Annotated in this window: 13 protein-coding genes and 3 rRNA genes; all 16 read right to left on the bottom strand. The window is 57.1% G+C overall.

Annotated elements, in window-relative coordinates:
* Positions 1 to 8: 8 nt before the first annotated feature.
* A 5S ribosomal RNA gene (rrf, locus tag JC200_RS10130) occupies positions 9 to 125 on the bottom strand.
* A 100-nt stretch (positions 126 to 225) separates the two neighbouring features.
* Positions 226 to 3,178, bottom strand: a 23S ribosomal RNA gene (locus JC200_RS10135).
* 255 nt (positions 3,179 to 3,433) lie between these two features.
* Positions 3,434 to 4,967: ribosomal RNA gene (locus JC200_RS10140) — 16S ribosomal RNA — on the bottom strand.
* Together the 16S, 23S and 5S rRNA genes form the textbook arrangement of a ribosomal RNA operon.
* Before the next feature lie 689 nt (positions 4,968 to 5,656).
* Positions 5,657 to 7,147: a lysine--tRNA ligase gene (gene lysS, locus JC200_RS10145; protein ID WP_274436136.1), complete on the bottom strand. Its 1,491-nt coding sequence runs from the start codon at positions 7,145 to 7,147 to the stop codon at positions 5,657 to 5,659.
* Between the two features lie 105 nt (positions 7,148 to 7,252).
* On the bottom strand, positions 7,253 to 7,729 hold the full coding sequence (greA, locus tag JC200_RS10150) for a transcription elongation factor GreA (protein ID WP_274436137.1): 477 nt from the start codon (positions 7,727 to 7,729) through the stop codon (positions 7,253 to 7,255).
* A gap of 311 nt (positions 7,730 to 8,040) precedes the next feature.
* Positions 8,041 to 8,283: a helix-turn-helix domain-containing protein gene (locus JC200_RS10155; RefSeq protein WP_274436138.1), complete on the bottom strand. Its 243-nt coding sequence runs from the start codon at positions 8,281 to 8,283 to the stop codon at positions 8,041 to 8,043.
* On the bottom strand, positions 8,264 to 8,758 hold the full coding sequence (gene folK, locus JC200_RS10160; protein WP_274436139.1) for a 2-amino-4-hydroxy-6-hydroxymethyldihydropteridine diphosphokinase: 495 nt from the start codon (positions 8,756 to 8,758) through the stop codon (positions 8,264 to 8,266). Before folK ends, JC200_RS10155 begins: the two co-directional genes overlap by 20 nt.
* Positions 8,755 to 9,567 carry a dihydropteroate synthase gene (folP, locus tag JC200_RS10165; RefSeq protein WP_274436140.1) on the bottom strand — a complete coding sequence of 271 codons (813 nt, stop codon included), beginning with the start codon at positions 9,565 to 9,567 and terminating at the stop codon, positions 8,755 to 8,757. The genes folK and folP overlap by 4 nt, the downstream gene beginning before the upstream one ends.
* A gap of 47 nt (positions 9,568 to 9,614) precedes the next feature.
* The gene (gene hslO, locus JC200_RS10170; protein WP_274436141.1) at positions 9,615 to 10,511 is read right to left on the bottom strand and encodes an Hsp33 family molecular chaperone HslO; all 897 of its coding nucleotides are present in this window, start codon (positions 10,509 to 10,511) and stop codon (positions 9,615 to 9,617) included.
* A complete protein-coding gene (locus JC200_RS10175; RefSeq protein ID WP_274436518.1) occupies positions 10,495 to 11,295 on the bottom strand; it encodes a type III pantothenate kinase in 801 nt (266 codons plus the stop codon). Before JC200_RS10175 ends, hslO begins: the two co-directional genes overlap by 17 nt.
* 142 nt (positions 11,296 to 11,437) lie before the next feature.
* Positions 11,438 to 13,381 (bottom strand): ATP-dependent zinc metalloprotease FtsH, encoded by a 1,944-nt coding sequence (gene ftsH / locus JC200_RS10180; RefSeq protein ID WP_274436142.1) that lies wholly within the window; start codon positions 13,379 to 13,381, stop codon positions 11,438 to 11,440.
* Between the two features lie 91 nt (positions 13,382 to 13,472).
* The gene (hpt, locus tag JC200_RS10185; RefSeq protein WP_274436143.1) at positions 13,473 to 14,012 is read right to left on the bottom strand and encodes a hypoxanthine phosphoribosyltransferase; all 540 of its coding nucleotides are present in this window, start codon (positions 14,010 to 14,012) and stop codon (positions 13,473 to 13,475) included.
* A gap of 80 nt (positions 14,013 to 14,092) precedes the next feature.
* On the bottom strand, positions 14,093 to 15,550 hold the full coding sequence (tilS, locus tag JC200_RS10190; protein ID WP_274436144.1) for a tRNA lysidine(34) synthetase TilS: 1,458 nt from the start codon (positions 15,548 to 15,550) through the stop codon (positions 14,093 to 14,095).
* A 62-nt stretch (positions 15,551 to 15,612) separates the two neighbouring features.
* Positions 15,613 to 16,596: a protein kinase domain-containing protein gene (locus JC200_RS10195; RefSeq protein WP_274436145.1), complete on the bottom strand. Its 984-nt coding sequence runs from the start codon at positions 16,594 to 16,596 to the stop codon at positions 15,613 to 15,615.
* A 26-nt stretch (positions 16,597 to 16,622) separates the two neighbouring features.
* Positions 16,623 to 17,360, bottom strand: coding sequence for a vWA domain-containing protein (locus tag JC200_RS10200; RefSeq protein WP_274436146.1), 738 nt, complete (start codon positions 17,358 to 17,360; stop codon positions 16,623 to 16,625).
* Between the two features lie 65 nt (positions 17,361 to 17,425).
* On the bottom strand, positions 17,426 to 19,873 hold the full coding sequence (gene spoIIE, locus JC200_RS10205; RefSeq protein ID WP_274436147.1) for a stage II sporulation protein E: 2,448 nt from the start codon (positions 19,871 to 19,873) through the stop codon (positions 17,426 to 17,428).
* Positions 19,874 to 19,972 lie beyond the last annotated feature (99 nt).

The following is a 19,972-nucleotide window of genomic DNA, read 5'->3' on the forward strand; positions in this document are numbered from 1 at the left end:
CTTCTCTCGCCTGGCGGCGTCCTACTTTCCCAGGGGTCTGCACCCCAAGTATCATCGGCGCTGGAGGTCTTAACGGTCGTGTTCGGGATGGGTACGCGTGTGTCCCCTCCGCCATTACCACCAGACATCAGGTACATCAAACGGTCGGCTGTGCCACACCGTTCCCTGTACCCCAGAAACCAGATAACGACTCTGCCCTATGCTCGTACTCGTCAACCAACGAATCTGGTGAAGCCCTCGACCGATTCGTATCCGTCCGCTCCACACATCACTGTGCTTCCACTCCGGACCGATCTACCTCATCATCTATGAGGGGTCTTACTCCGTTAACCGGATGGGATACGTTATCTTGAGGCTGGCTTCGCGCTTAGATGCTTTCAGCGCTTATCCATTCCCGACGTAGCTACCCAGCGCTGCGCCTGGCGGCACAACTGGGACACCAGCGGTCGGTTCATCCCGGTCCTCTCGTACTAAGGACAATTCCTCTCACGTATCCTGCGCCCGCGGCAGATAGGGACCGAACTGTCTCACGACGTTCTGAACCCAGCTCGCGTACCGCTTTAATGGGCGAACAGCCCAACCCTTGGGACCGACTTCAGCCCCAGGATGCGATGAGCCGACATCGAGGTGCCAAACCTCCCCGTCGATGTGAACTCTTGGGGGAGATCAGCCTGTTATCCCCGGGGTAGCTTTTATCCGTTGAGCGACGGCCCTTCCACTCGGCACCGCCGGGTCACTAAGCCCGACTTTCGTCCCTGCTCGACCTGTCCGTCTCGCAGTCAAGCTCCCTTTTGCCTTTACACGCACCGCGCGATTTCCATCCGCGCTGAGGGAACCTTTGGGCGCCTCCGTTACTCTTTAGGAGGCGACCGCCCCAGTCAAACTGCCCACCTGACACTGTCCCTACCCCAGTTTCATGGGGCCAGGTTAGAAGACAGGCATGTCAAGGGTGGTATCCCAACGTCGACTCCACACAGGCTGGCGCCCATGCTTCTCAGTCTCCCACCTATCCTGTACATGACATACCCATCTCCCATATCAAGCTACAGTCAAGCTCCACGGGGTCTTTCCGTCTAGCCGCGGGTAACCTGCATCTTCACAGGTATTACAATTTCACCGGGTCTCTCGTTGAGACAGCGCCCAAGTCGTTACGCCATTCGTGCGGGTCAGAACTTACCTGACAAGGAATTTCGCTACCTTAGGACCGTTATAGTTACGGCCGCCGTTTACTGGGGCTTCAATTCAGAGCTTCGGGTTGCCCCTAACCCCTCCTCTTAACCTTCCAGCACCGGGCAGGCGTCAGCCCCTATACTTCGCCTTTCGGCTTTGCAGAGACCTGTGTTTTTGCTAAACAGTCGCTTGGGCCTTTTCACTGCGGCTCTTTCGAGCGCCCCTTCTCCCGAAGTTACGGGGCCATTTTGCCGAGTTCCTTAACGAGAGTTCTCCCGCGCGCCTCCGTGTTCTCCACGCGCCCACCTGTGTCGGTTTCCGGTACGGGCACCTAGCACTCGCTAGAGGCTTTTCTTGGCAGTGTGAAGTGCGGGACTTCGGTACTGTACTTCCCTCCCCATCACAGCTCACGCTTCTCAGAGGACGGATTTGCCTATCCTCTACGCTCGCTGCTTGGACGCCCTCTTCCATCCGGGCGCTTCCCTGCTCCTCCTGCGTCACCCCGTCGCTCAAACGTGTTTCGGTGGTACGGGAATTTCCACCCGTTGTCCTTCGACTACGCCTCTCGGCCTCGCCTTAGGTCCCGACTTACCCTGGGCGGACGATCCTTCCCCAGGAACCCTTGGGCTTTCGGCGGACAAGATTCTCACTTGTCTTTTCGCTACTCATACCGGCATTCTCACTTCCATGCGCTCCACCAGACCTTCCAGTCCAGCTTCTCCGCCCATGGAACGCTCCCCTACCACGTACCATTCGGTACATCCAAAGCTTCGGTGCCTGGTTTAGCCCCGTTACATTTTCCGCGCAGCAGCACTCGACCAGTGAGCTATTACGCACTCTTTGAATGGTGGCTGCTTCTAAGCCAACATCCTGGTTGTCTGTGCACCGCCACATCGTTTTCCACTTAACCAGGCTTTGGGACCTTAGCTGTTGGTCTGGGCTGTTTCCCTTTTGACCACGGATCTTAGCACTCGTAGTCTAACTGCCAAGGTGCAACAAGACGGCATTCGGAGTTTGACTGGACTTGGTAACCCTGGTAGGGCCCCGCATCCAATCAGTGCTCTACCTCCGTCCCTCATCCCTTGACGCTCGCCCTAAAGCGATTTCGGGGAGAACCAGCTATCTCCGAGTTCGATTGGAATTTCTCCCCTACCCCCAGTTCATCCCCCGGCTTTTCAACGCCGGTGGGTTCGGGCCTCCATGCGGTGTTACCCGCACTTCACCCTGACCAGGGGTAGCTCACCCGGTTTCGGGTCGATGACAACGAACTACTCGCCCTCTTCAGACTCGCTTTCGCTGCGGCTCCGGCTTTCCCGCCTTAACCTCGCTCGCTGTCATCACTCGCCGGTTCATTCTACAAAAGGCACGCCGTCACATGTCATGCATGCTTCGACTGCTTGTAGGCACACGGTTTCAGGTTCTATTTCACTCCGCTCCCGCGGTTCTTTTCACCTTTCCCTCACGGTACTATCCGCTATCGGTCGCCAGGGAGTATTTAGCCTTAGGAGGTGGTCCTCCCAGATTCCCACGGGGTTTCTCGTGTCCCGCGGTACTTGGGTACTTGTGCCACGAAGTTGCATTCGTTTCGCCTACCGGGCTCTCACCGTCTCTGGCCGGCCTTCCCATGCCGTTTGGCTACAAATGCAGTTTTTGACTTCGCGAGGAGTTTGCAGCACCCTCCGCACTAGCCCCACTACCCCAGTCCTGCAACGGCTGCAACCTTACACAGCACTGGTTTAGGCTCTTCCGCGTTCGCTCGCCACTACTTGCGGAATCACTCTTGTTTTCTCTTCCTCGAGGTACTTAGATGTTTCAGTTCCCTCGGTTGCCTCCACACACCTATGGATTCAGTGTGCAGTAACAGCCCATGACGGCTGCTGGGTTCCCCCATTCGGACATCCACGGATCAAAGCTCGCTTACAGCTCCCCGTGGCATTTCGGTGTTCGCCCCGTCCTTCGTCGGCTCCTGGCGCCTAGGCATCCTCCGTGCGCCCTTCCTAACTTCACCTGTTGTAACGCAGCAGTTTCCCGCCACGTCACTCGAACACAGTTACCCACTGTGATCATGTCGGTTGACGTTTCTTACATAGGAGTCGTTATCCAGTTTCCAAGGTACAGTTCAGCACCGTGTGCAAGCACACGAATACCGAGTTGAAGTCACCAATTCGCCGCACCAGGACAAACCCGGGCGGGTTATGGCTCCCTCAAAACTAAACACGCAAGTCGTTGCCGACACCGAGCGACAGTGCCTCTTACTCCATAGAAAGGAGGTGATCCAGCCGCACCTTCCGATACGGCTACCTTGTTACGACTTCACCCCAATCATCAACCCCACCTTCGGCGGCTGGCCCCCTTACGGGTTACCCCACCGACTTCGGGTGTTGCCGACTCTCGTGGTGTGACGGGCGGTGTGTACAAGGCCCGGGAACGGATTCACCGCGGCATGCTGATCCGCGATTACTAGCAATTCCGGCTTCATGCAGGCGGGTTGCAGCCTGCAATCCGAACTACGAACGGTTTTCAGGGTTTTGCTCCACCTCGCGGTCTCGCTTCCCGTTGTTCCGCCCATTGTAGCACGTGTGTAGCCCAGGACATAAAGGGCATGATGATTTGACGTCATCCCCGCCTTCCTCCGACTTACGCCGGCAGTCACCTGTGAGTCCCCGCCTTTACGCGCTGGTAACACAGCTCAAGGGTTGCGCTCGTTGCGGGACTTAACCCAACATCTCACGACACGAGCTGACGACAACCATGCACCACCTGTCTCCCCTGCCCCGAAGGGAAGCCACATCTCTGTGACGGTCAGGGGGATGTCAAGCCCTGGTAAGGTTCTTCGCGTTGCTTCGAATTAAACCACATGCTCCACTGCTTGTGCGGGCCCCCGTCAATTCCTTTGAGTTTCAGTCTTGCGACCGTACTCCCCAGGCGGAGTGCTTATTGGGTTTCCTTCGGCACTGAGGGTGGTACCCCCCAACACCTAGCACTCATCGTTTACGGCGTGGACTACCAGGGTATCTAATCCTGTTTGCTCCCCACGCTTTCGTGCCTCAGCGTCAGTCACTGTCCAGCAAGGCGCCTTCGCCACTGGTATTCCTCCGCATATCTACGCATTCCACCGCTACACGCGGAATTCCCCTTGCCTCTCCAGTACTCAAGTCACGCAGTTTCCAAGGCAATCCCAGAGTTGAGCCCTGGACTTTCACCCCAGACACACGCGACCGCCTACGCACGCTTTACGCCCAGTGATTCCGGACAACGCTTGCCCCCTACGTATTACCGCGGCTGCTGGCACGTAGTTAGCCGGGGCTTCCTCTCTCGGTACCGTCTCGACGAAGGCTTTCCACTCCTTCGTCCGCTCTTCCCGAGTGACTGAGCTTTACAACCCGAAGGCCTTCTTCGCTCACGCGGCGTTGCTCCGTCAGGCTTGCGCCCATTGCGGAAGATTCCCTACTGCTGCCTCCCGTAGGAGTCTGGGCCGTGTCTCAGTCCCAGTGTGGCCGTCCACCCTCTCAGGTCGGCTACGCATCGTCGCCTTGGTAGGCCGTTACCCCACCAACTAGCTAATGCGCCGCGGGCTCCTCCATCTGCGGTGCAGTTGCACCTTTCCCAACAAGGAGATGCCTCCTCGTTGCCTATCCGGCATTAGCACCCGTTTCCAGGCGTTATTCCGGTCAGTTGGGCAGATTACCCACGTGTTACTCACCCGTCCGCCGCTGACCCCGAAGGGTCCGCTCGACTTGCATGTATTAGGCACGCCGCCAGCGTTCGTCCTGAGCCAGGATCAAACTCTCAAATAAGTTTGCTGCTCATTTATGCTTCCTTAACTCCAGCCGAAGCCAAAGCCAATTCTGCTTGCGATACACTGTCGCTCTCTTGCGTGTTTAGTTTTCAAGGAACCATTGTCATGCTCGTATTCACCGCTTGACCGAAGCACCCGTTTGAAGCGGCGACGAGTATCTTACCACGCCTCGTCGGCCCTGTCTAGTGGATGTTTCTGGTCGCTCACTATCTCGCAAGAGTTTCTGCGTCGGTTCAAGACGAACCCTAAAACCGAGTGGAAACCTCGTCTGACAGCCAACTGAAAAACCCGAGAAACCTTGATGTGACGCGGTTTGTGGGGTCTTTCTCAGCGGCACCGCCTCGCGGCGACATCGACTAATATACCACGCGTCTAGGCCGAGATCAACCTAAATTATTCTGGAATGTTTTGGCGGGTGAATTCGCAGCGGGGTTCCCAATATACGCCTAGCCGAGTACAGGGTGGCAGGAGCCCGTAGCGGGCCATGGACTTCGCGTCTCAATTCTCCCGGAGCGGTCATACACTTCGGTGTCTCAATTCTCCCGGAGTGGCCATCCACGTCGCGTCACAGTTCTCCTGGAACGGTCTGCGGGGCACACCATTCCCAACACCATTCCCAACTCCATCTCTCATAAAACAGAGGCCGGTAGCTTTTGCCGGCCTCTCCACTCCGTCTTTGTCCGTACTTTAGTCCTCGTCCACTACGCGCTCGCGCATCAGCGGGAACAACAGCACGTCCCGAATCGAGGACTGGTTCGTGAGCAACATCACGAGCCGGTCAACGCCGATGCCTAGCCCACCAGTCGGCGGCATGCCGTGTTCCATCGCCAGCAAGAAGTCCTCATCCAGTTCCTGTGCTTCGTCGTTGCCGGCCGCTTTTTCTGCCACCTGTTGCTGAAAGCGCTCGCGTTGGTCGAGTGGATCGTTCAACTCGCTAAATGCATTGCCGTGTTCACGTCCGACGATAAACAACTCAAACCGATCGGTGAAGCGCGGGTCGTCTGCATTCTTTTTCGCAAGCGGCGACACTTCAACCGGGTGACCGTACACGAATGTCGGTTGCAGCAGTGTGTGCTCAACCTTTTGCTCGAAGAACTCATTCAGGACGTGCCCAAACTGCATGTTGGGCTGGACCGTGACGCCGTGTTCCCGAGCAAGGCGGTGTGCCTCCTGCGTGGAAATGACCGCACGGAAGTCGACACCCGTCTCTTCTTTGACCAAGTCTGCCATGTGTCGACGTGCCCACGGACTTTCGAGGTCAATCGTGTCCTCACCATAGGGCAGTTGCAATGTACCCGTCGCGGCTTGAGCCGCATGGCGAATCATGGCCTCTGTGAGGTCCATGATGTCGTGGAAGTCGGCGTAAGCCTGATACAACTCCAACATTGTGAACTCCGGGTTGTGCTTTGTGCTGATTCCCTCATTACGATAAACTCTGCCGATCTCGTAAACCCGCTCCAACCCACCCACAATCAGGCGCTTCAAGTGCAACTCAAGCGCAATGCGGAGGTTGAGGTCCATGTCCAGAGCATTGTGATGCGTCAAAAACGGACGAGCATGAGCGCCACTAGCCACCGAGTGCAGAGTGGGCGTCTCAACTTCCAGAAACCCGCGGTCGTCGAGAAAATTGCGCAGCGCCTGGATGATTTTTGTACGAAGGATGAACGTCTGCCTGACATCCGGGTTAACCACGAGGTCCAGGTAACGCTGACGGTAGCGTGTTTCGACGTCTTTCAGGCCGTGCCACTTTTCCGGCAGCGGTCGAAGGGATTTCGACAACACGTCGAGTTGTTCGATGAGTACCGTGATCTCACCACGGTTGGTCCGAAACACAGTGCCCTCGACACCGATAAAATCACCGAGGTCCAGCAGTTGGAAGAGTTCATAGGCACTTTCGCCGAGAACATCGACTTTCGCGTAGATTTGAATACTGCCTGTCCTGTCCTGCAGCACGGCAAAGCTCGCCTTGCCGTGACCGCGTTTGATCATCAAACGGCCAGCTATGCGTACGCGAAGGCTCGCGTCGTCAAGGGCCTCCTTGTCCAATTCCGCACCGAACTGGAGGATATCCTGCGCATGGTGAGTGACTTCGTAGCGGTGCCCGAAAGGGTCCACGCTCCGCGCCCGAAACTCGTCCAACTTGTGCAACCGCGTCTCAAATAATCCAGCGTCATCCATTCTCTAGGCTCCAATCATAAGAGGCGAGCGGGGGACCGCTCGCCCAAATTTCCACAGTGCATCCAAGTTTACCAGGTCACCTCGGCATGCACAGCGAGGGAGGACTTATCGCTTGATGTTCAAGATCTGAAACTGCAGCGACCCAGCCGGCACTGCCACGTCCACAGTGGATCCGACAGACTGCCCGAGCAGGGCGCGTCCCACTGGGGATTCGTTCGAGATCTTATTACTCGCCGGGTCCGCTTCCGCAGAACCGACAATGGTGTATTCGACATCTTCGTTGAACTCAAGGTCACGCAACAGCACTGTTGACCCAATGCTCACAGAATCCGTCTGCACATCGTCTTCTTGAATAATACGGGCGTTGCGTAGCATTTTCTCGAGCGTCATGATGCGCCCTTCGATAAAGGCTTGTTCGTTCTTTGCATCCTCGTATTCCGAGTTTTCACTGATATCTCCATAGCTAATGGCTAGTTTGATGCGTTCCGCCACCTCGCGGCGTTTCACGCTTTTCAGGTGTTCGAGCTCATCCTCTAACTTCTGTAGGCCCTCAGGGGTCAGCAATACTTCTTTGTCAGCCATTCCTGTCTCTCCTTTACAAAACTGCAGACAAGCTCAGCGTACGAGTGTAGCGCATGCTCGACAGTGCAGAACCCTAAATGTCGTATACGTAAGCAGTTGTCCCTGCAAACCTTTTGGTGAGGCGCCCTCTGCAAGCGCGACCATGAACAAGAGAAAACCGCCTGGTGCATGCGGTCGGGATCACGTATACGCGCAATTATAGAGAGCACCCTACCCATTGTCAACGCATGAAATTGTACCCACCCGCCCTATCTGAGTGCAATCCCTAACGTTCCACGGCACACAATGATGGCGGATTCACGGCTTCTGCATCAAAATCCCCCCGGGCTCGCCTCGACCAGTTCTTCGACAGTGAGTCCGCCGAGTAGTTCCGCTTCAGGCACCTGAAGCACAGTGGCGACGTGCGTGATCATTTGCCGAGACGGCACACGTGTACCGCGCTCTAGGGTACCTACGATCGCGATACTGACACCGAGTTGTTCAGCTAATTCCACCTGGGTTAAACGCTTCAGTTTCCGGTATGCGCGAATCCGCCTACCAAAGGCATCCAACATCTCGAACTCCCCTCCCGTGGAATTCAGCCGCCAAGTCTGCCACCGTACGACCACCAGGGCCTCGACGGTTCGGCACGAGATGAGCTAGAGGCACTAGCACGAAGGCTCGCCGCCACATCCGTGGATGCGGGATCTGCAGCGACTGAAAGCATACATATTCGTCATCGTATAAAAGAATGTCCAGATCGACCGTGCGTGGGCCAAATCGAATCAAACGTTCCCGGCCGAGCCCATGTTCTATCTCGTGCAGCGCGGCGAGTAACTCGAGTGGACGCAAATCTGTCCGCACCTCCAGCACGGTGTTGAAAAATGCTGGTTGATCGAGTAGTTCGACGGGATCCGTTTCAAAAATCGGGGCCGCGCGAACAATCTGCACCTCAGCGTCAAAGGCGTCTGTTGCACGCCGCAGGTATTGCAGCCTGTCCCCAAGGTTTGACCCAATCCCGATGTAAGCCGTGTGCCTTAGAGACGTCACGACGAACTACCTCCCTTTGCGTCGCGAATCGCTTCAGCCATTCGGCATGTGCGCAGCGATTGCTTGACGTCGTGGACGCGAACCGCCTGCACCCCGGCCCAAACACCAAGCGCCACAGTGGTGAGCGACCCTTCCAGACGTTCACCTACATCTACTCCAAGCGTTTCTCCGATTACTCGCTTCCGGCTTGTGCCAAGCAAAACCGGATACGGCAGTGCACAGTACTCGGACATTTTGTGCAACACAAGCAAATTGTCCTGCAGTGTTTTTCCGAACCCGATACCAGGGTCAATCCACAGTCTGTCCGCACGGACTCCGGCAGCCAATGCGAGTTCTACGCCTCGATGAGTCTCCTCGATGAGGGCGGCAAAGGCGTCTGCAGCCGGTTCGTTGCGGTTGTGCATCCATACATATGTACAACCCGCCTCCGCTACCACCCGGAACATGTCCGGGTCAGCAAGGCCTCCCCACACATCGTTGATCACAATCGCGCCAAGCTCAAGTGCCCGCGCGGCAGTTTGAGCCCGATATGTGTCTACTGAAACAGGAAAATGCAAGACCTGACAGAGTTCATGGAGGACGGGGCGAAGTCTGGCCCACTCCTCCTCTGCCGTGACTTCTGTCGCTCCAGGACGTGTGCTCTCACCGCCTACGTCGATGATGTCTGCACCATCTTCCATCAGCTGGACCGCACGAGCCACTGCATCTGAAACCTGGTAGGCGAGACCGCCATCTGAGAACGAGTCAGGCGTGACGTTCACGATGCCCATCACGCGTGTTGTCCGACCAGGTTGAAAGTGCTTGTCCATTCAGTCTGACCTCCCAGAACTAGCGACTCCCCGTTGACACGTTGCACTCACTCGTCGATGGACGTCGCCTTCACATCAGCAAGCAGTTGCTCTAGGTCCGCGCGGTCAAACTGATACGCTTCATTGCAGAAGCGACACACCAATTCCGCCTGTCCCTGCTCCTCAATCATCGACTCCAGCTCGGCTGCCCCAAGCCCTGCCAAAACAGACCCAAGCCGCTCCCGCGAGCAGGAGCAGCGAAATTCCACCGATGAAGCGGTCAGCCCATAAGCGTCCGGAGCAAGGTACCACAACAGTTCCGCTGCCGTCGCCCCCGTCTTCAGGAAATCCGTGACACTGCTCAACTTAGCCAGGTGTTGCTCAACCGCGGCGATATCCTCCTCCGTGTGCCCTGGCAAAAGTTGCAGGATAAACCCACCCGCCGCAACCGCGCGGTTGTCCGTCTCCACCAGCACGCCGGCTCCAACCGCTGACGGGGTCTGCTCGGAGACGGAGAAATAGTACGTAAAGTCGTCGGCAATTTCGCCAGTTTGCAGCTCAACTGCTCCTCTGTACAGTTCCTTTAACCCGTAGTCCCTGATCACGTAGAGCATGCCCGCCCCCACGCCGCCTCCGACGTTCAGTTTTCCTTGGGCGTTCGGTGCCAGATGTACGTGCGGGTTCTTCACATACCCGCGCACATGACCCTGTGCGTCGGCATCAACAAGGATGGAACCGAGCGGCCCGTCACCTTGAATCTGCAGAGTCAGGCGGTCGTTTCCCTTCAGCATGGCGCCCATCATTGCGGCGATTGACGCTGTTCGGCCGAGCGCCGCCGTCGCGACGGGCCAGGACTGGTGTCGACGTTGAAGTTCATTAACGAGTCCTGTCGTCGTACAAGTCAAGATGCGGGCGCGGCCTTCGCGAGATAGCCCGCGCACAATTTCATCAGGAATCTGGCTCAAGCAAACTTCTCCTCCCTAGCGGCTCTTTCACCAAGCGATTCTTTTCCCACAGCAGACGCAGTCCGACGAGTGACAGGTCCGGATTCACCACTTCGATACGGTGTGACACCTCGCCAATCAACTCCGCCATCCCGCCAGTCGCAACAACTCGAAACTTTTGCGCAAGCTCAGTTTCTACTCGCCCAACCAACCCATCGACAAGCCCAGCGAACCCATACAGTACACCAGACTGCATGGAGTGAACGGTGTTGCGGCCGATCACGGACTTCGGCCAAGAGAGTTCAATTCGCGGCAGCTTCGCAGCTCTTTCGTACAAGGCGTCTGTGGCGATGCGCAGACCAGGCGCAATCACGCCTCCAATGTACTGTCCACGGTCGTCTACTACACACACGGTAGTGGCCGTACCGAGGTTTACGATAACAACCGGAGTTCCGTAAAGTTGTACTGCTGCGACTGCGTTGACAATACGGTCAGCGCCGACCTCCCGGGGGTTCTCCGTCAGGACCGGGAGACCCGTCTTAATCCCAGGACCAACGACAACGGGTTCCAGCCCGAGGTATTTTCGACACATTTCCTCGACGGTGTTCATAACGGGAGGTACGACGGAACAGACGGTCACACCAGCCAACCGTCCCGGGTCAAGTTTTGCATCCTGGAACAGTGCCCTGATGAGCACACCGAGTTCGTCGACAGTGCGCTCGCGGGACGTGTGGATACGCCAGCGCTGCAAAATCGTCTCGCCTTCAAATACACCAAGAACAGTGTTTGAGTTCCCTATATCCATGACAAACACGTGTTCCAAAGCGCCACCTCCCCGTAATCAAATCAGCACACAGCTGCTGGAGTAAGCCCGTTATCGTAAAAATCCCCCGAGTGTCGCACTCGAGGGTTCTTTCGGAAGATGTTCTGAAACTCCGACCACCGTGTTAGACGGTAGTGGGCGGCGGTAGGTCGTTCGGTTCGCTGTCGTCTGCGCTGTGGTTAACACTTGCGCCCGACCCCGTCGCCTCGTCCCCAGTTTCCGTCGATGAGCCGGTAGCGTCTGTACCGATGGTCACCTCTGGGGAACCACCCAAGATGCCCCGGATTTCATCCTCGTCGACTGTCTCTCGTTCAAGCAGAGCGGCAGCCAACGCGTCTAACTTAGCACGCTGCTCGGTCAAGATAGTACGCGTGCGCTCGTGGCACGATTCGATGATGGACTTCATCTCTTCGTCGATCTCATACGCTACACGGTCGCTGTAGTTCTGCTCCGTCGAGAGGTCTTTGCCAAGAAAGACCTGACCTTGCCGGCTGCCAAACTGCATGGGACCGAGCTTTTTGCTCATGCCGTACTGAGTGACCATCTGCCGCGCGATTTCAGTAACTCGTTCGAGATCGTTCGACGCGCCGGTGCTGATTTCGCCAAGGACAATCTCCTCGGCCACTCGGCCACCGAGCAGGCCGCAGATGCGGTCCAGCATTTCTTGCCGAGTCATAAAGTAGCGGTCCTCTTTGGGCAGCGTCACAGTGTACCCACCGGCCATGCCGCGCGGGACAATCGTTACTTTGTGCACGGTCTCCGCGTTTTGGACAAAGAAGCCGATGACTGCGTGACCAGATTCGTGGAACGCGACGAGCTTTCGCTCGTGGTCCGTGATAACGCGACTACGTTTCTCCGGTCCCGCCATGACACGGTCAATCGCTTCATCGATTTCGCCCCAATGAATTTGCGATGACTGCCGTCTCGCCGCGATTAACGCCGCTTCGTTCAAGACATTCTCGAGGTCGGCGCCGGTGAACCCTGGTGTGCGTTTGGCCACCACATCGAACTTCACATCCGGAGCAAACGGCTTGTTTCTGGCGTGCACGTGCAGAATCTCTTCGCGGCCTTTGACATCCGGACGATTGACGATGATCTGTCGGTCAATTCGGCCAGGCCGCAACAGTGCCGGGTCGAGGATATCCGGTCGGTTTGTCGCAGCGATGATAATAATGCCCTCGTTACCCGAGAACCCGTCCATCTCGACAAGCAACTGGTTCAGCGTCTGTTCGCGTTCGTCGTGCCCACCGCCAAGGCCTGCGCCGCGGTGACGACCGACGGCGTCAATTTCGTCGATGAAGATGATGCACGGCGCATTTTTCTTCGCCGTCTCAAACAAGTCGCGCACGCGGGAAGCACCGACGCCCACGAACATCTCGACAAAGTCAGAACCACTGATGGTAAAAAAGGGAACGCCGGCTTCGCCAGCGACTGCGCGAGCCAACAGAGTCTTACCTGTACCAGGCGGTCCGACAAGGAGCACACCTTTGGGGATACGCGCCCCGAGGACCGAGAATCGCTTTGGGTCTTTCAGAAAATCCACAATCTCTTCAAGCTCGGTCTTTTCTTCGTCGGCACCAGCGACATCACGGAACGTGACCCGCCGCTTTTCTTCCGAGTAGAGTTTGGCTCGACTCTTGCCGAAGTTCATCACCCGGCTCCCGCCGCCCTGCGCCTGATTAAAGAGGAAGAACATCATCACAAACAACAGGATGAACGGTATGACCGACTCCAGGAAGCTGACCCAGACGGACGTCTTTGGTTGTGGCAAGACGTCGATAGACACGCCGTGAGACGTCAGCCAACCTTGAATGTTGTAGCTTCCGTCGTCCAGGGCAAGCGTTGTAAACTTCTTGCCACCTTGCAGCGACCCATCTATCTGAACGGTAAGCCCCTGTGGTGTCAATGTGACCGGTCCGGAAATCTGCTTTTGGTTGACATCACTGACAAATTGACTGTAAGTGATGGACTGCCGGGTGTGATCCTGGCCAGTAATGTAATTCACCACGCCGACGATTGCCAGCAGGATGATCACATAGAAAATGATGCTGCGGTAAAAACGGTTCATGCCTTACCTCCTCCCGGTCCATAGCAGAGTCATTGTACCACACTGAGAGTGGGCAAAGACAACGCGTCAAGGCGCTTAGGCAGATTCAATGTCAATGTTCATAGACTTCGCGTTTGAGAACCCCCACATAGGGAAGGTTGCGATAGCGCTCAGCGTGATCGAGCCCGTAGCCGACAATGAATTCATTCGGTACTGTAAAGCCGCAGTAGTCCGGTGTGATGTCGACCGAGCGACCGCCGGGTTTGTCAAAAATCGCAGCAATCTTGACGGACGCCGCGCGTCTGTGAACCAGTACGTCCCGCAGGTACGCCAATGTTAAGCCGGTGTCGACAATATCCTCGACGACCACGACGTGACGTCCTTCCAGAGGACGATCGAGGTCCTTCATAATACGGACAACTCCGGACGACTTGGAGGACGCGCCGTAGCTCGAAATCGCCATAAAGTCGATTTCCAGCGGAATTTCTACCGCCCGAACCAAGTCCGCGATAAACATACAGGCACCTTTTAGGATCCCGATGAACAGTGGGTTTTTGTCCGCATAATCACGGGCAATGTCGGCGCCAAGCTGCGCGGTGCGGTTTCGAATTTCTTCCTCTGTAACTAACACGCGTTCTAAATGTGGATGCATGTAAACCTCCTGATGTGACTCACCTTCACCTTAGCATACGTCGTTTTCCCCAGTAGATGTACCCTTTGTACACCGAGAAATCAGCGCGGCGCAGAGACCGACGCATCCCGAACCATGAAAGGATAGGCGCGAATTACGTATCCATCCTTATCGCTGTCTCGCACCAGATGGGCTGCGGATCGACGTACACCCGGTACCCACAGCACTTCAGTGTCTAACCAAAAGACGGGCCACTGCTCGCGCAAGCGCCTAGGTACCTTTGCATCGACAAACACATCCTGAAGTTTCTTGTGTCCGCCGCCTTCCAGCAACATCCGGTCGCCAGCACAAGGAGTTTTCAAGGTCAATTGGCCAATCTGCGGTATGTAGGCTTCAAATGCAACGCGCGCCTGGGCACCACGCTCGTGCCAGGTTTCACACGTGAACCGCCAACTCCAGGCTGGGGGGGTTCGAACCAGTTCTTTGACAGCACCGCTCAGAAGCTGCCAAGTCTCTTCGTAGTGAGCTTCTCCCTCGCCCACTGCCACACTTTGGCGCTCGAGCCAGAGGAACTCGTATTCCCGGCGAACCAACAGGGTGGGATCAAGGAGGAACTCACTCGAAGGGGTTTCCGCCGTCGCGATGTGCAGGATCTGTTCCACATGCGCAAAGGAAATTGGGCCGGATTCCAAGCAATATAATAGTATTTGAATCATTCGACGTTGTAAAGGACGCGCTGCCCGCGCGAAGGACGTGAGGTCGATGCGAGCGCGTCCAACTTGAACAAGCGCCGTGGACGCGAGGAGGGTGTGTGCCTCTTGGTCGAGCCAGGCGTCCTCTTCCTGCACGATGCGTGAAAACGTCGCAATGTGCTCAGCTGCCCGCGGCTCAATCTGCTTTAGTGCCGGTACAACCGTGTGGCGCAGGACATTTCGAGTAAACTGAAGCGAAGAATTGCTGGCGTCTTCAGCGTACGGAACGCTGTACTCGCTTGCATAAGCATAGATGTCGGTCTTTTCAACAGTCAACATCGGGCGCAACCACAAGAGACCAAGTCTCGTCCCCCGGTCCCGCATCCCCCCCACGCCGGTGCCTCCGGTGCCGCGAAGCAGCCGCCACAACACAGTTTCGAGTTGGTCGTCCGCGTGATGCGCAAGGCACACAGCGGATGCCCCGACGGACCGCGCCGCCTTAACGAGGGCAGCGTAGCGCAATTGCCGCAGGTCCGCTTCGAGCCCCTTACTGTCACTCGCGAGAACGGTGTCTTTGTCGACGTGCGACACCACCGAGGAAACGCCGAGCGTGTGACAGAACGATTCAACCAATCGAGCGTCATCGTCAGCCTCTAGGCGCACGTGGTGGTGAACGTGCAGCACGGTAATCAACTGGCGCTCTGCCCCGTATAAGGAACACAGAACGTGCAACAGCACCATCGAGTCGACCCCGCCCGACACAGCGATGCAGAGCGGCTGTCTTAGAAGTGATTGTCCATCCGCCCCTATGCCTTCACGCGCTACAAACCGTTTCACTGCAGTCACCACGTTCTGTGCCTGTGGCAACGTCTGAAGCCTCCTCGTAGTGGTTGCCACTATTCTACCAAAACAACCGACTATGGCACGACTTACAACAACTGCCCCCACGCGGCCACAGCCATGACCGCCGCAGTGCCAAGGGACAACCACATCAGCCACTCTGACCAGTCCCGCCCGGATTTGGCCGCGCTTCGTCGAGCGCCCGCTCTAGGCCTGGTAGCCGCAGTCGAGACAGACCCGCTTGCTCCGGCGTGAGCCCGCGGTTTATGCAGTGCGCTAGCGCGCACTCGCCGAGTCTCGACGGGCACAGTCGCCAACCTTCTTAAAGCGTCCTCTGCGTCGCGAATCTGCCCTGTCAGGGCCTCGACCAGCCAAGCGCACAGCGCGTTGTCACCGCGTCTGCGCACGACCTTCAACAACCACTCCTGACGCTCCGAGACACTCTGCTGAAACACTAAATTCGGCGGCTGGGACTCATTCGTAAACAACCACACCAATGCGATGGCAGCGACATCATAGGCAGCATCAGCCTGTCGGTTACCGAATCCCCAGAAACCGCGGTCATAAATGGGCGTAAACTGGCGCACGGACCGTCCGAACGCGGTGACGCCGCCAACATCGACAAACCGCACATTAAGGTGAGGCGTAATCGCGACTAGCAGGTTCTCTGGCTTCACATCACAAAATGCGTAGCCCGTCCGGTGGAGCGCCGCTAGGCCTTCAAGAGTCAGCTTGAGAACCAGCCGCGCGTCCGCGCTGCCGAGCGTCGGAACGACATCTTTCAACGGCCGGCCAGGAACTGACTCCATCACGTAGAAATAGAGCCCAGCGGGCTCTATGCCGTCATCGATCGCGATTGGAGTGGGAAAATGCGGGCACAGCTTGCCCGCTCGCTCGAGCAGTCCCCACTCCATTGCTGCGTCTTCCGCTGTAGCGCACACTTTCATCGCCGCGCGACCTCGTGAGGTATGCACGAGGTAGACAGCACCGTTTGCACCTTCGCCAAGGAGTTTGACCACATCTAGAGAGAGCTTGCTCCACTTGCCGTTGATGCGCGTCCCAGGTGCCAGCATCCGCCCCCCACCTTTGTCCTAGGCTGTTAGCTTCCGGTTGCATCTGAACCGCGCGGCCCGTCCTCTTCGTCTGCAGTTTGACTCCGTTTGACGTCAAACCGCAAAATCGCGGCATCGATCGCGGGTCCCGTCGGGGTTCCGCCGCGAGCGGTCAGCATGCCGGAGAGCGCATCGAGGTTCAGGTTGGGCGTAAACTCTGAGACCACACGAGTGATTTCGTCGCCACTGCCTGGAAACGCAATCACAGCTACTTCACTCTCGCCTTCGCGGGCCTGCAAGCTCAAGTTCAAGTCACGCAACGCTTCCCGCACCGTGCCCATCTTGTCCTTCATGCTGGCACTCGTGTCGACGCAGACGACGAGTTCTAGTCGAACAGCCTCCTCAAGGCGGTCGACCACCTGCATGACTTTGGAACGCTGGGCTGGTGGGAGGTCAATCGTGTCCTTTCCAATCACTTCTTGCAGTTGCTCGCTGACAACCTGTTGCAAGGTCAACTGCATAGTCTGATGCGTCAGCATCTGTGCGGTCGCGGACAGCTCAGCGGGACGAACAATGCGACACATGCCACCGCCAGCATCCGCGATCGACATCGCTTCCTCCTGGCCCTTTTGCCCCATTTCCCCGCCGTCGACCACGCCGACAACATTGACTGTCACGCCACGCCGCTTAGCGCGCGCGGAAGCGTCTACCGGGTCTTCCCCAACATTTGAAAAACCGTCAGTGATTACGAGAATCTGTCGAATGGAAGGCGTATGGTCCGCCATGTAGACACCCCCAGTTGGTTTGCTAGCCAGTATAGACATCTTCTCTAGGGGTCATTCCAGTCACGTCACGCGCCCCTCCTTTTCTTTTCCTGTTTGCGCAGTCCAGTCACACCAGGCAGCTTAATTGCCGCCCACTCCGGCTGGTGACGGGCAATCCGAGCCACCACTACGGTCATGTCATCGTCAATCTGGCCATGGTTGATCGCGGCGGCCGCGTCGAGCAGCGTGTCTGCGATGGTCTGCGGGTCGCACTCGGACAAACCGGCAATCCGCTCGGCAAACCACTCCTCCTTGTCGTACACGGCCGGTGCGTCGAACACCCCATCCGACATCAGCACCAACAAATCACCGTCCTGCAGTTGCTCGTGAATGGTCTGGACGTCGATGTCTTGCAAGATCCCGATTGGCACATTGGCCCCTGCAACGCTTCTCACTTCCCCGTTCCGGCATAGGAAACTCGGAGCAGAGCCGATTTTGAGGAACTCTGCCCGCGCGCTAAACAGGTCGACGAGCGCCATGTCCAGCGTCGTAAACATCTCTTCGCGAGAGCGCAGGAGTAGCGTAGAGTTGATGGTCTTGATGGCCAGTTGCTCGTCAAACCCCGCTTTAAGCAGCTTCTTCAGCAGTTCCAGTGCGGCTTTTGACTCCTTTTGGGCACGCTCGCCGTTGCCCATGCCATCGCTCACCGCAACGGCAAACCGTCCATTGTCCAGGTCCACCGACGCATAAGTGTCCCCCGAGACCAGTCGCCCGTCTCGGGCAACCGTTGCAGCTGCAGTCTCCACGTCGTAGATGCGGGCAGACGTAAAGACACTCGTGCACGGACCTGGGTCGTCGTCGCCAAACACCTGTGTAACGGTGATGTTTTCCCCAACGATGCCGGACAAAAGCGGCGCGATGACTCGTACGGAGTTGTCGTACGACCCTTGTGACGGCTGCGTGACTTCCACCTCGACTTTGCCTGGCTCGAGACTGACAATGTGGACGTGATCGACATACAACCCCATTTGTTCCAATGCGTCGAGGATTTGGTCTTCCCCGGACCAAGATGACTCGTTGCCCTGTTCAATTTCCGAGGCAATACCGCGGATTACGTTTGCAACACCGGCCAACTGCGCCGTCACGAGGCTCCGCTGTTCCCGTAGTTTCGTGATCCACTTGGCGTCGCGGTCAGTCAGTTCTAGATTGTTTCGGAGCACGCTCAGCATCGAGTCAAGGCGCACACAGCGTTCGCGAAGGTCTTGGGTGGCCGGCGTTTGCAGCCCCGGAGACTGCTCGAGTTTGGCAATCGTGTGCACCAATGCGTTGTACGTTGCCACACCTTCTCGCTCCCAGCACTTTGAGAGCATGGGGCAAGACGTACAGACGCTGTGCATCGCCGCTCCAACCATGTCCGAGAGCAACTGTTGGTCTGAAACCACCTGGCTTTCCCCGACTTCCGCGAAGGTCTCAGACAGTTCGTCGAAGACCTGACCCATCTCCTGCACCTTTTCAAACAAGAGTGAACGGATCCGTCGCACGCGCTGCTGCTCGGATAACCGATGTTCTGCCGTCCCAGGGACAAACTCAGCGAGGAAGGCCCGGAGTTTCTTCGTACTGAGGAGGCAGAAGAGTGATGCCACGCCCGCCTCGATACAAGACAGAAAGAGAGCGTGCCAAGTGGGGTGGGCCGATGCTCCGAGCAGTCCCATACACAGCACGAAGACCAGACTGACGAGCCACCGCCCCGCGTCTTTAACGACACCGGACAATAGGCCAGCAAAGGACAGCACAGCAACGGAAGCAAGCGAGACAGAACCACTGAGCATCGACAAGATGCCAAGCACAACACTCCCGGTCACACTTGTCATCGGTCCCCCGACGACAGCGAGCATCAAGACGCTCCAGTCAACCGCCACCTGACTGATGACGACTCCACGTACTTCAAGACCTGACAGTCCCGCAATTACGGACCCTACAAAGATTGTCAGACTCATCCACTGATCCAGGCGGAGGTCGCGCGAGGTGATTCGGCCGGTCAACATCGGCAGCGACTGGATGAAGATTACTGTCAGGATGGTGACCAGGGCTCCTTCAGCAAGCGCGATCATCACATCGTAACGCGTCCAGACGCTCCCGACAGCGGCAAGCCGTGCAGCCACGTCCACAAATCCCGCCAGGAACGGCACCCAGTGGATGTCAGGCCGGTGCTTCCGAAACAGCATTTTCCGAATCGTCAGATACAGCACCACAGACAGCGCCATGACTGTGGCTGTCCCAACACCGCCTTGCCAGTAAGCACCGACCACAACCAGCAGACCTACCCAGTTGCGGCGGGATCCTAGAATCTCCATGAGTGCTGCGACGTAGGCGAGGCCAAACGGAGTGACTGCATGTTCGATGTTCGCGCGCCCTAGCAGAACAGCAAGTCCAGCCAGCAAGACGAGCCTCCCTACAGACTGACGACTTTGCTCCACGTCGGCCGTCCGGTACTCTGCCACCCATCCTGTCCGGATGGACATCCCGTCCGCCATGTTTCCTTCCCCCTCCAAGCGATGTACGGCCATTATACGGACCCGTCGCGACTAAGTTTGTCAAACCAAGGTGTCGAGCGAGACAAACTTTCCGACACG

Source organism: Alicyclobacillus sp. ALC3 (genome assembly GCF_028751195.1).
Classification (GTDB): domain Bacteria; phylum Bacillota; class Bacilli; order Alicyclobacillales; family Alicyclobacillaceae; genus Alicyclobacillus_L.